At 60.7% G+C, this 12,276-nt stretch carries 10 protein-coding genes; 9 read left to right on the top strand and 1 reads right to left on the bottom strand.

Annotation, left to right across the window (positions count from 1 at the left end):
* Positions 1-95: 95 nt before the first annotated feature.
* Positions 96-1,877 carry a hypothetical protein gene (locus P8K07_15035; protein MDG1959836.1) on the bottom strand — a complete coding sequence of 594 codons (1,782 nt, stop codon included), beginning with the start codon at positions 1,875-1,877 and terminating at the stop codon, positions 96-98.
* A 187-nt stretch (positions 1,878-2,064) separates the two neighbouring features.
* On the opposite strand from P8K07_15035, the gene P8K07_15030 reads away from it, so the two are divergent.
* The 9 genes from P8K07_15030 to P8K07_14990 all read left to right on the top strand — a co-directional run bounded on the left by P8K07_15030 (position 2,065) and on the right by P8K07_14990 (position 12,272).
* Entirely contained in the window at positions 2,065-2,499 is a 435-nt protein-coding gene (locus tag P8K07_15030; protein ID MDG1959835.1) for a hypothetical protein, read from the top strand.
* Positions 2,496-3,596: a response regulator gene (locus P8K07_15025; protein ID MDG1959834.1), complete on the top strand. Its 1,101-nt coding sequence runs from the start codon at positions 2,496-2,498 to the stop codon at positions 3,594-3,596. The genes P8K07_15030 and P8K07_15025 overlap by 4 nt, the downstream gene beginning before the upstream one ends.
* Entirely contained in the window at positions 3,593-4,096 is a 504-nt protein-coding gene (locus P8K07_15020) for a chemotaxis protein CheW (protein MDG1959833.1), read from the top strand. Before P8K07_15025 ends, P8K07_15020 begins: the two co-directional genes overlap by 4 nt.
* Complete coding sequence (locus tag P8K07_15015; protein MDG1959832.1) at positions 4,075-5,499, top strand: methyl-accepting chemotaxis protein; 1,425 nt, start codon at positions 4,075-4,077, stop codon at positions 5,497-5,499. Before P8K07_15020 ends, P8K07_15015 begins: the two co-directional genes overlap by 22 nt.
* A gap of 22 nt (positions 5,500-5,521) precedes the next feature.
* Complete coding sequence (locus P8K07_15010) at positions 5,522-8,305, top strand: response regulator (GenBank protein ID MDG1959831.1); 2,784 nt, start codon at positions 5,522-5,524, stop codon at positions 8,303-8,305.
* Positions 8,306-8,382: 77 nt separating this feature from the next.
* Positions 8,383-9,585, top strand: coding sequence for a glycosyltransferase (locus tag P8K07_15005; GenBank protein MDG1959830.1), 1,203 nt, complete (start codon positions 8,383-8,385; stop codon positions 9,583-9,585).
* A complete protein-coding gene (locus P8K07_15000; GenBank protein MDG1959829.1) occupies positions 9,582-10,601 on the top strand; it encodes a glycosyltransferase family 2 protein in 1,020 nt (339 codons plus the stop codon). Before P8K07_15005 ends, P8K07_15000 begins: the two co-directional genes overlap by 4 nt.
* On the top strand, positions 10,589-11,590 hold the full coding sequence (locus tag P8K07_14995; protein ID MDG1959828.1) for a glycosyltransferase family 2 protein: 1,002 nt from the start codon (positions 10,589-10,591) through the stop codon (positions 11,588-11,590). The genes P8K07_15000 and P8K07_14995 overlap by 13 nt, the downstream gene beginning before the upstream one ends.
* Before the next feature lie 40 nt (positions 11,591-11,630).
* The gene (locus P8K07_14990; GenBank protein MDG1959827.1) at positions 11,631-12,272 is read left to right on the top strand and encodes an isoprenylcysteine carboxylmethyltransferase family protein; all 642 of its coding nucleotides are present in this window, start codon (positions 11,631-11,633) and stop codon (positions 12,270-12,272) included.
* The last annotated feature ends 4 nt before the right edge of the window (positions 12,273-12,276 follow it).

Genomic DNA, 12,276 nt, shown 5'->3' with positions numbered 1-12,276 from the left:
CGGTCGCCACCGTGGATCGGCAGAGACTCTCAGGTGTGGTTACCAACGGCAGGCCCTTGCGCAAAGGGATACCCGGTCCGGAGCCGTAAACTCTTTCAGGGCAATCGGGCCCAGGGCGCGATCAAACGCTGCAGGTCGGGGATCCCGAAAGGGCGCAAAACCTCGGCCCATGCAGTATCGGCGCGAAACTCCGGCAGCCTCGACTTCTCCGGCGCGAGGAGGAAAATCTGCAACCCTGTCGAAGGGTTTTCCCGATAGAGGCGTGCGGCGAGAGCGAGCGTCACCGCTCCCTCCACTGCCAAATCGAGGATCACCGCATCGGGTTGCTGGACAATCTCGAGGAGGTCGAGAGCCTGCCGCGCATCACAAGCCATGGCCACCGAACTCCCTTCATTGGTCAGAGCTTCTCGCAGGGGCGCCATTTCGCGTAGTCGCGCGCTGACCAGCAGTGTTCGTTCCGGCAGCCCATGATGGTTTCGGATCTCGGCCAGCGCCTCCTCCGCGGGAAGCGATGAGGCCAACCATCCAATTTCTCCCAATGCAGCGCCACTCTTGCCTCGGGCGGCATAGGCGAGAAGCCGCAGATCAAGGTGAGATTCCTCCATCGCCGCAACTATCTCGGCAGGATCATCCACGAGCAGGTTCACCAGCAGGAGGCGTCGGCCCGGCGATATTTCGAGATCCTCCGATGAAAAGATCGGCATCGCTTGATCACCGGCAAATCTGGCGAGTTCTTCAAACATCGGACGCGAACCCTCGGCACAACAGAGAACCCAGGGCTCCGGAGCGCCAGCGACCTTCGCCGCCTCGGGAACCAGAACCGGCCCCGGCAGTTCGTCTGGCGGATCCATCCTCTCGGGTTCAGCGACACTCGCCAACTCGGCGACCGCAGCTTCGGCCATGGCGCCAAGGGCCACCGCTTCTACCGGCTCGTCCTCGAGAGCAATCACCGGAGAGAGCGCCACCTTGTTCGCGGGCGCATCGATCGCAACAGAAGCGACTTCCGCGACATCGGCGAGCAGGCGAAGCTCGGCCAGATCCTGCTCCAGAGTCTGCATGCGTAACTCGTTCGCCGCGGCCTTGCGGCGCAGAACCATACAATCTTCGCAGGGAACCTCCGCGGGCTTCGCTGTCGCGCTGGCAAGGGAGGTCTCCAGCTCCGCGATCTGGACGCGCGCATCCTCGATCTCGAGCCGCATCCCTGCTTCGCCGGCAGCGGTTGCCTCGCCCGCCACGCGGAGGAGATCCTCCACCTCGGTGTTGCGTGATCGAAGCGCCTCGAGTTCGACCTCGAGGTCCTCGACCCCTGGCATCGCTCCCTCGGGCGATGGCTCGCCTGAATCGGAAAGATTCAGAGACCCCGCGATAAAGCGAAAGACCGGGTGCAAGGTCGCAAGAATTTCAGGAGAGAGGAGCGTGCCGTCAGATGCGGCAAGCACCAAAATTACCGACGCGCCGGATGCTGGTCGAAGAGGAACCAGCGCGACGGCCTGCCAATCCAGATCCAGCTGGCGGATTCGATTCATGCAGGGCTCGGTGCTGCGTCGACCGAGCAGGAAAATACGCTGCTCTCTGGAGACCCGCCCCAACAGCGACTCCCCCGTAGCTTCCCCCTCAAAAAGAATATCCTCGACTTCTGCGGGAATCCCTCCTGCGGCCAGTCCCGAGCGGCAGCGCGGCCCCAAAAGATAGACGCCGGAAAGACCCAACCGATCCTGCAGGACCGACAGAGCCGAATCGAAAGCCGAATCGCGGGATGAATCGTTAAACCCCGATGGCAGTTGCACCAGAGTCTGCAGGAGCGAGATCACCAAAAATCTGGTCGACTCCGAGCCCCCGCCGCCCTCAACAACCTCTCCAACCTGGTCTCCGTACATAAATTCTCCAACCGTTCCGCATCGGCCCGACGCCGACAAAATTCCCATCGGACGCCCCGACCTGCTTCTTGACCATCCCGGCGGAGACGAGAAAGCGCTCAAGTCCTTGCCGGGGACTTCCGATCCAGCATCGCAGGGCGAGTGGGAAAGAAGCAGTCAGGGCAACTTCCACGGGGGAATCGTGAGCGTGCATGAGGCAGATGAACAACTGGCCACCGACAATCTGTTGGTAATCCTGGAAAGCGAAGGCTGCCCGGTCGGGCTCGCGATGGGGACCGTTACGCGGATTTTTCATCATACGGATACCGAGAGTCGATCCGATGGACCGCCGCCCCCTGCAGATTTTCCCCGACTGGAACTGACGGAGATCAGCGGTGCTCGTCCGGCTCCCGGGCCACGCACCCACGGTTGGACCGCGCTGGTCCAGACCACGATCGGCACCGTCGCTGTCGGAGCCGAGACATTTGTCGGCATTGAGGACCTGGGCGCGTACCCGATCGTCCCGCTCGCCCGATTGGACGATGGTTCGTTCGGAATCCATCTGCAATTTCGTGAGGAAACACCATTGATGATCTTTTCTCCCGACCTCCTTGCGCAGCGTGTACGAGAGCGCCATTCATGAGCGCTCGTATTCTGATCGTCGACGATTCACTGACAATTCGACGCGCGTTGGAGATGATCCTCAAACCCGAGGGCTACGATCTTCAACTCGCGGCTACCGGGAAAGATGCGCTCGAGGCTGCGGCCAATTTCGATCCGCAGCTCATCCTTCTCGACTACGTCCTGCCCGATATGAGGGGGCCCGACGTCTGCGCGGCATTGGAAGAAATTCCGCTCACGCAATCCACACCTGTTGTGCTGGTATCCGCCAAGGGAACCTCGATTCGACAGGCGTACGAGGATGCGCAGAATGTCGTCAGCTACATCACGAAGCCTTTCAAGCCCAAGGTTGTTCTGAGTGTTGTCTCCCATGCATTGGCAGAAAATCGCCACACAGCACCTCCTCGGGTCGATCGCCCTGCGCCGGGAAGATCGGCGCCACAACGCGGCGGATTGCAGTCCGTCGAAGTCGGGTTTCGCCACCTCCTCCAATCGCTGGAGGAGACCGCCTCGCTGGCCAGCCAACGAAGCGTCACAACCGATAACCAGTCCATTCTCGAACTGCTCGACAAGGCGACCTCTGAAGTCCTGACACTTCGCCGGCGGCGTGAGAGGATCCCTCGGAACATCCACCTGAACCCCCAAGGGCAAATTATCGATCCCGGGGCCGAACTCGTCGCGGCGCATACCGCGCTTTGTCAGGCGAGCCTGCTCCTCGCCCGCACGCAGGGACAATATCTTCGAGTTCCAGTGGTTCCCTCTCGCATTCTGGTCTCGACCTCGGCAGCATCCGTGACAGAGGCCCTCGAGAGCGAGATCTCCGAGGCCGAAAAATCCAGATGGATTTTCCTCTACCGCCATTTCGAACTCCTGCCCCACCTCGCCGCGATTCTGCAACCGGAAGTCCTTCTTCTCGACGGACCTCCGGATGAAACGCTGACCCGGGCCCTGCAGAGACTTCCGGAACGCAGTTGCCTCTGTCGTCTGGGATCCAACGAGAACGAGGATCCCGCCGATGCCGATCTGCCCTGCCATGAGTCGCTGAACACCATTCCCGCCCTGACAGGAACAGCCTCTCCTCCGACGGAAGCGGGTCTGCCCGAGGTCATCGAGCTATGAATGCGCACGGCGACCATTGCCTCTTTCGCAGCAACCAGACCCAATTCGCGTTCTCTACCGAGGTCGCAGGCGAAGTCGTCGAGCGACGGCGGTATACGGAAATTCCACGTGCGCCCGCCGGACTTCTGGGTGCCTTCAATCTGCGTGGAGAAATCCTGCCACTGATCTCACTGGCGACTTTCCTCCACCGCCAACCTTCGGGCGACGAATGTCCCCGGAGCCTGATCGTTCTCGCCGAAGGCGACCTGCGAGTCGCAGCCGGTGTCGACGAAGTTCTTGCCGTACAACATTTCGCGCCCTGGGAGATTCACTCCCTACCCCCTCACGAACTCGGGATGCCACAGCACCTGATTCGGGGTGTGGTGCGCCGAGGCGACAGCCAGACCATTATTTTGGACGGACAGCTTTTTCTCCGCGAGGTGGCGGAGGTTATTCGGGCCGACTTTGCGGCAATCACGACAGACGAGAGAGGTGAGCCATGGCCACTGCAGAGAAATTAACCCCCCTGGCTCCAGGAGTCGCGTCTGCCTCACGCAAGGATCACGATTGGAGTCGAGAAGGCGCGGGGAAAATCGCCCTCCTGGCCATGATCATTGCAGGCATGCAGGGGATATTGGCCTTCCTCGTGCTCGAAGGGTTTCTGATGGAGCCGGGCGTCCTCTCCCTGAGTTTGGCGACGGGGATCTCGGCAATCCTGGCTAGCGTTTTCGGCTGGGTTCTCGGCCGACACCTCTGGCAGTCCTTCGCGGGAGGCCTGCGGGATCTACCGGCCGCTCTGCGCAAGATGCAACGCGGACATTATGAAACCCGACTACCCGCCGAGGGCTCCGGGCCTGCAGCTGAATCCTGTCGGGCGGTCAATCGTATTCTGGACAGCTGGGATCTCCAGCACCAGCACCTCGTCGAGCATCGAATCGTTGTCGAGAGAGCCATCAAATCCATGACAAACACCCTGTCTCGGCATCAGGCCGGTGAACGGGACTCTCGATGCGATCTCAAGGGAGATTTTGCAGAGCTGGGGCTACGGCTCAACCAGACCCTCGAGGAGCTCGGTGCTCGCGATGAGGACCTCGCGAATATATCACAGGGGATCGGACATTCGGCTGAGCAGGTTCGGCTGGCGGCCCATGCTGCGCACGGCGATGCTCTGGCCCAAAGGGAGGTCTGTGCCGCCACCTCGGAGGATGCCGATCAACTCAAGGTCCAGAACCAGCGACTCACGAGTTTATGCCAGGAGGCCATCGACTCCAGCAGCCTCGCCGAGCAGGCCGGCAAGCAGAGCCAGTCCGCTATCTCCGACCTCAATGCGGGCATGGAGGGACTCCAGCGGGAAACCCGGGCTGCGACCGTCAAGATCAAACGGCTGGGTGAGCGTTCCATGCAGATAGCCGCGATCACCGGCACCATCTCCAAAATGTCGGCACAGACCGATATGCTCGCGCTGAACGCAGCCATCGAAGCCTCGAGGGCCGGAGAGCAGGGCCACGGTTTTACCGTCGTCGCCGAGGAGGTGCGCAAGCTTGCGGAGAAAGCCTCTCAGGCAGCCAAGGAAGTCGATCGGCTGATTCGCGGAATTCAGAATGATATTGGCGAAGCCGTCGGTGGAATGGACCGGCAAGGCGAGCGGATTGAAATGCACTCGGCTGCAGCGGCGGCGGCCGAGCGCTCGATCCAGAAGCTGCGACAGGAAGCCGAAAGCGCGCATGCCGCTGTCGATGCGGTCACCCATACGGCGACGTCACAATGCGCCGCGGCCGACCAGATTGAATCTGCCCTCGAACAAATCGAAAACGTCGCCCGCAAGCTGGAAGTCGCCGAGGAAACGACTCGTCATCGGAGCGAGGCGCTTCTCGAATTATGCCTGACGATCCAGCAACCAAACTCGGTCGCACCTTCTGTCTGAACGGACTCGAAAGGGGCTTTGCATGGATTCCGAAAACGAAACGCATAGTAAATCCCTGCCCATATCGCCGGAACTGGACAGCTTTGAGAGCTCTCTCGCTGAGGACCTGCGAGAAACATTTCGCGAAGAGCTCCCCGAAATCCTTCAGAGCCTTGAGCAATATCTCGCGGCCCTTGCCGATCCGGGCCAGCAGGAAGAAGCCTGTGCTGCCCTTGGGAGTCAATTCCATACGGTGAAGGGAAGTGCGGCAACTGTCGGCATGGAGGACTTGAGTGAACTCGGCCGCAATTTGCAGACCGCATTCGAAGGCCCGGAGGAACAGGGTCCGGAACTACCTCTGAGCCATGCCTTTTTCTCTGAAATCAGTCCCAGCCTGTGCAAATTATGCGCTGAAGCCGGTCTCCCCTCACCCGAGGAAGCCCTCGAAATAGCGGCGACGGCAGCTCGGCAAGGCGAATCCGACGGGCCAACCGAGACCGCACCTGCCGCGCCTCCCGACCCCGAAAGGGAAGCCTTTGACAGGGAGATGCTCGACGCCTTCCGCCTCGACGCAGATGCCGCGCTCGAGGCTGCGGAAAATGCAATGGTTCTTCTGGAAGCGGAGCCCGGTGACCCCGCTCCTTTGCGGACTCTTTTTCGCCAATTCCATACGCTGAAAGGTGCGGCGGCGGCCGTGGAGCTAGCCGGGATTGTCGCCCAGATGGAGGCCGGCGAGACGCTGCTCGAAGAAGTTCTGGAAAAGCGCAAATCCGTCCCCGCCACGGATCTGCACGATTGTCTTCTGCAGATCCTCGACTCGGCCGCCGGGTTGATTGCCGAATCCAGACAACAACAGCACCAAAGTCTGATCCTGCGGAATCCGAAAGATCTTGTCGAGACGGCCCTGGCGAAGATGACCGCGCAGCCCCCCCCTGCGGAGAACACGCTTCGAACGGCCGGGGAGTCGGCTTCCCAGCCGCAACGACCGCCCCCCATCGCCCCGGCCAAAGATACCGATGGTGGCGTGATTCGGGTGCACAGCAGCCGACTGGATCTTCTAATGAGCCGCATCAGCGAATTGGTGGTCAGCCGGACACAACTCGACGATGGAATGTCGGCCATTCAGGAAATGCGGGAGAAGCTCAGCGTCGACCGGATGCGACTGGGGGAAACGATTGAGGGGTTTCGAAGTTTTGAATTCCATCAGCCAAAACCCGCGGCAACACCAACACCCACAGGCGAGGCCCGCGGGCCTACACACCTCGATGCTTTTACGGATCTCGAATTTGATAAATATGACGACTTCAACGTCCTGACCCGTACTCTGGTCGAACTCGCATCGGATACCTCGGAGGTCGTCGAACAGGTGGGGCTGCTTCTTGACTCTCTTGGCGACGAGTCGCGTCAGATCTCCAAAGTGACCTCCAGCCTGCAACGCACTGTGAGCGATATGCGTCTGGTTTCGCTGGACTCCTTGCACCGCCGACTCGCCCATGCCGCAAGAGATGCGGCACGTCAGTCCGGAAAAGAAGTCCTTTTTGAATGCCATGGGGGGGACGTTCAACTCGATCGATCTCTGATCGAGTCTCTATACGGCCCCTTGCTCCACCTCGTCCGCAACGCCGTCGCCCACGGAATTCAGCGGCCTGAGGAACGTCGCCAGCAGGGCAAATCGGCTGCAGGGCGAATCACACTGGATGCGAAACAAAGCCACGGCCATGTCGAGATTCGTGTTCAGGATGACGGCGCCGGTCTGGATTTCAATTCGATCCGGAACCGCGCCCGAGAGCGTAAAATCCTCGACGAGAGCCGCTCGTCCGACCCTGATTACCTCTCCGGCCTGATCTTCGAGCCGGGATTCTCGACGCAGGAAACAGCCGACACGGTATCGGGTCGCGGCGTTGGCATGGATGTCGTCGCATCCGAGGTTGCCCGACTTAGAGGTTCGGTCACGATTCAAGCCGAGCGCGAGCAGGGCACCGAAATTCGAATTCATATCCCCCTGACCTCGATGATTGAGCAAATCCTCCTGTTGCGGGCGGGGACGGAGACCATCGCCCTGACACAGGGCCCGGTCGAAACCGTGATCAATATCAATCCCGAGGATCTGCAGGAGCAGGAAGAACGCTATCTCGTTGCCTTCGAAAACGATTGGCTTCCGGCACTGCCGCTGCACCGTCTCCTGGGATGCCCGCCCGGTGCCGACCCACAAACCGCCGTGATCCTGCGCTGTGGCGACACTCGGGTCGCTCTGCTCGTGGAGAAGATCGAGTCGCAGCGGGAAGCGGTAATTCGGCCGCTCGGCCCTCTTTTCCATAATCATCCGTTCATCAGCAGTGCGACGCTGCGAGGGGATGGAAATGTCGTCTTTGCCCTCGACGCCAGCCGACTTCATGCCGCTTGGCGGGAACACCCCTCGGGTGCGGACCGTCCACTCGAGAAACGAACCGAAATCTCCGAAGCAGCCGTCCTGTGGGCGGAAGATTCGATCAGTGTCCGTAAACTCGCGCATCATTTTCTGGAAGGCGCCGGCGTTTCCGGGGACACCGCTGTCGACGGCCGCGAGGCTCTCGACCGGCTGCGCAGTGGGCAATACCGTGTTCTGATTACCGATCTGGAGATGCCGCGAATGCATGGATACGAGCTCCTTCATGCGGTCCGAAACGATCCTCAGCTCAAGGAAATTCCCGTCATTATCTGCAGTTCACGCGGCAGTGAAAAACACCGCCAATTGGCGCAACAATCAGGGGCAAGCGGTTATCTCACCAAACCCTTCACACAGGAGGCCGTCATCGCCGCACTTGAGGCGGTCCTTCCCGAACTCTGAAATCGACGCCACTGGCAGAAATTTCCACCACGACATGCAAGAAGTAAGGAGGGACTTCGAGTCCCTCCGACCAAATCATGCATGTTCTGCAAATCACGCCTCAGCTCCCCTGGCCGCCCGACAACGGTGGTCGGATGGCGCTCTACCAGTTGGTGCGCCAGATCGGCCGCCACCATGAATTGACCTTGCTGAGTCTCTGCCAGGAAGATCCGCGCGAAGGCATTCCCGCCTTGGCACCCCTCTGCGATCATATCGTCACTGTCGAGGACCGGACCGGATCCATCTTCTCGCTGCTGGATGCTGCCACCTCCGAACGCCCCCTGGCTATGTCGCGCTTTCATTCGCGCGCCGTTGCAAAACGGGCCGCCGATCTCTGCGAAAGCCGCGACATAGATATCGTCCACTTCGACCATCTGCATACGGCCGCCTACGTCCAGGCTATCCCACCTCAGCTCCCTACGATCCTTCGCCAACATAATGTCGAAAGCAGGATTCTCGAGAGATACGCCGAAACAGCGGCTCGACCCTTTCTTCGACCCCTGATCCGCGCTCAGTCCCGCGCTGTTGCTCGATATGAGGCAATATCGTGTGCGCGATTCGACCAATGCCTCGCGGTCACAGCAGTCGATGCCGCGCAGCTCCATCAACTTGCACCTCAAGCCTCCGTGAAAGTATTGCCGGATGGCGTCGATCTCGAGTTTTTCCAACCCGACCCCGACTGCTTGCCCGACGAGCAACGTGTCGTCACCACAGGTGACTACTCCTGGGGGCCTACCCGCGACGGACTGCTCTTTCTGTGCCGGGAGGTTTGGCCGGAGATGCGGAGGGTGCAGCCCGAGGCGCGGCTTACCATCGTCGGTAAGGAGATTCCGGCCGAAGCTCGAGAAGATGCCGCAAACAAGGGCATCGATATTGCCGGCTACGTAAACGACGTGCGACCCGAGATTCTTCGCGGTGCTGTCTTTCTGGCACCCACCCGCGTAGGATCCGGAATCCGCATCAAAATTCTCGAGGCGATGGCTTTGGGGCGCCCCGTGGTCTCCACGACCGTCGGAGCGGAGGGCATCGAGGCCGTCGACGGCAGAGATTTGCAGATCGCGGACACCCCGGATGAACTCGTGCGAGCAATCGCGGCACTCCTGCAAGATCGCAACGCCCGCGAAAAAATGGGTGCGGCCGGACTCGACCTCGTCCGACGCCACTACGGATGGGATGCTCTCGGGGACCAACTCGCCCAGACCTATGCGGAAGTCGTCGAAACAAAAAGAGCCAACGCATGAGCGCCCCTCGAGTCACGATCGCGATTCCGGTTCTCGACGAGGAACCCTCCATCCGACAAACGCTCGAGGCCATATGCACGCAAACCATGCCGGCTCACGAAATCGAGATTCTCGTGGTCGACGGAGGCTCCCGGGACAAGACCTGCTTGATCGTGGAGAGCATCTCGAGCAACGAACCTCGCCTGCGCCTGCTCCGGAATCCGGCGCGCTACCAGGCACCCGCGTTGAACCTCGCCCTCAAGGAAGCGCGTGGGGAATTCTTCATCCGGGTCGATGCGCGTACGACGATTGCCGCCGACTATGTGGAGACTTGCATTCAACTCCTGGGCGAGGGGCGTGCCGAAAATGTCGGCGGTCGGATGAACCCCCGGGGGACAAGTCCGATGGGCGAAGCGATTTCGCTGGCGACGAGTACGCCCTTCGGTCTGGGCAATTCCCATTTTCATTATTCCGATCAGGAGAAGTTCGTCGATACGGTCTATCTCGGAGCCTGGCGCACGGGGACCTTGCGCGGCCTGGACGGGTTTGACGAGCAAGCCCACGCCAACGAAGATTCCGAACTCAATATTCGTCTGAGCGAGTCGGGGGGGCGGATTCTGCTCTCGCCGCGCATTCATTCCACCTACACACCCCGGTCCAACTGGGCGGCCTTGCGCCATCAATATCTTCGCTACGGGCGCTGGCGAGCTTATACCCTCTGGAAACATCCGGCCTCGATGAAATGGCGCCAACTTGTGCCACCTCTGTTTTTGGCGGCACTGATGGTCACGGCGAGCCTCGGGGTATTCCTGCCCCTCGCGGCCTCGGCCTGCTATCTGCTGATTGCGAGCTATTGCTCGCTTGTAGTCGTCGCAGCCATGATCACTGCATTTCCGAGTTCGACAGCCCACCTCGGACGGTTGCTGATTATCTTTCCCACCATTCATCTCTTCTGGGGAGCCGGTGTCTGGTGGAATTCGCTAAGGTTCGCCACCGGCCAACCACGACCGGCAAGGTGTCCGATATGTCGGCCGTGAACACCGTCAGCGTCATTCTCGTCCACTACCGAGACACCGACGAAGTTCTCGGTGCCTTGAGCTGCGTGCGGCGCAGAAGCCCCAATCTCGAATTGGAATTGATCGTCATCGACAACGAAGGAAACCCCGACGCTCGAAATCGAGTGCTGGAAGCGCACCCCGACGTTCATTGGCGGACCGCACCCGACAATCCGGGGTTTGCTGCTGCAGTAAACTTCGGGTTGGATATTGCCGGACACGACTGGGTGCTTCTGCTCAACCCCGATACCCGGCTGCAGAATGCCGCGATTGAAACCTGCCTGTCTGCTGCCCGAGATTGGCCAACGCCGATCGATATCGTCGGCTGTGCGCACCGGGATCGTGATGGATCTTTCCAAAGAAGTGCCTTCCCCCGACCCAGTTGGCCGGGTCCGATGGCTGCGCTGGCCAACCAACCCCTGGCGCGCCCCTTTCTGCGGCGACTGGCACCGCAGGTGCTGGCCGAAAAATTTCCGGAGACGGCCCGGAAGCAGCAGAGCGTGACCCATATCACCGATGCCGTACAAGGCTCTTTTCTCATGACTCGACGCCGGAAGGCGCAAGAGATCGGGGGCTTTGATGACGACTATTTCCTCTACTGTGAAGAGCTCGACTTTTGTCATCGCATGCAGCAGGCCGGGGGCTCCGTTCTGTTCTGTGCGGAGGCCACCGTCACCCATGGTGGCGACGTTCGGCGACAATCTCCGGCCCGACAACAACAGGCCGCCATCTCCGAAGACCTATTTGTCTGGAAGCGCCTCGGGGGTGGAGGCTACCTCCTCTACCTTGTGCTGCGTTACCTGAATCTGCTCGGAGCGGGACTTTTATGGCCCTGGCTCGACCGGTCCAGTCGCGAGCGCGTGGCGCGCCAACGCCGCGCCTGGCGTCCCGGTTCCGCGCAGCATCTCACGATCCCCGGTCGATTCGGCAGACGCCCGGGGTCGAGCGCCTCCAGCCTCCGAGTCGGCTGAGGACTCGATTGCGGGTGCCGTTTTCGGCTATGAGGGGTATGTGTCTTCTTCTACTTCAAACCTCGCGACCATGATCCCCTGGGTCCGAGGGGGGCTTGCCGCCCTCCTTGTGGGTTGGGCGGGACAAATGGCTTCACCCGAGGCCATCATCCTTGCGTTGGCCGCCGGCTTCACCTCCTTCGATCTGGGTCGCCGCGAAGCCGGTGAGTCGGCCAATGGTGGGGATTGGACCGGTTGGGGCATGCAGCTCGGGTTTCTCGCCATTCTCGCAACAGGCGCCTTCCAGAACCGTGAGCCGATCATGCACCTCCGGTGGCCGAGTCTGATCGAGATCAGCGGCGCTCTTCTGATCACCGGGGGCCTCGTTCTTCGGCAGTGGGTCGCGCGCGTTATGGGCGAACATTTCACGGTCAAGCTTCTGGTTGCCAACGAGCACCGGCTCGTCGAGGAAGGTCCGTTCGCGTGGATTCGCCATCCCAGCTACGCAAGTCTGCTTTTGATCGCCGTCGGAACGGCTTTGGCCGTCCGAAGCCCCCTCGCACTCGGCGTTGCCCTCGGTGTCTGGTTGCCGTTGACCCTTTTGCGCATGGCCAATGAGGAAGCCGTGCTCGAAACCAAATTCGGCAGCGCTTATCGAGACTATCAGGCACATTCCTGGCGCCTGATCCCGGGGATTTTTTAGCCGG

This window comes from Candidatus Binatia bacterium, assembly GCA_029248525.1.
Taxonomy (GTDB): domain Bacteria; phylum Desulfobacterota; class Binatia; order UBA12015; family UBA12015; genus UBA12015.
The sequence above is the reverse complement of the archived record's forward strand: the minus strand, read 5'-3'. Positions and strand labels throughout refer to the sequence as shown.

Coding starts and splice junctions, on each gene's coding strand:
- P8K07_15020 (MDG1959833.1), top strand. CDS start 3,593: ATGAATGCGCACGGCGACCATTGCCTCTTTCGCAGCAACCAGACCCAA.
- P8K07_15025 (MDG1959834.1), top strand. CDS start 2,496: ATGAGCGCTCGTATTCTGATCGTCGACGATTCACTGACAATTCGACGC.
- P8K07_15000 (MDG1959829.1), top strand. CDS start 9,582: ATGAGCGCCCCTCGAGTCACGATCGCGATTCCGGTTCTCGACGAGGAA.
- P8K07_15010 (MDG1959831.1), top strand. CDS start 5,522: ATGGATTCCGAAAACGAAACGCATAGTAAATCCCTGCCCATATCGCCG.
- P8K07_14995 (MDG1959828.1), top strand. CDS start 10,589: ATGTCGGCCGTGAACACCGTCAGCGTCATTCTCGTCCACTACCGAGAC.
- P8K07_15035 (MDG1959836.1), bottom strand. CDS start 1,877: ATGTACGGAGACCAGGTTGGAGAGGTTGTTGAGGGCGGCGGGGGCTCG.
- P8K07_15015 (MDG1959832.1), top strand. CDS start 4,075: ATGGCCACTGCAGAGAAATTAACCCCCCTGGCTCCAGGAGTCGCGTCT.
- P8K07_15005 (MDG1959830.1), top strand. CDS start 8,383: ATGCATGTTCTGCAAATCACGCCTCAGCTCCCCTGGCCGCCCGACAAC.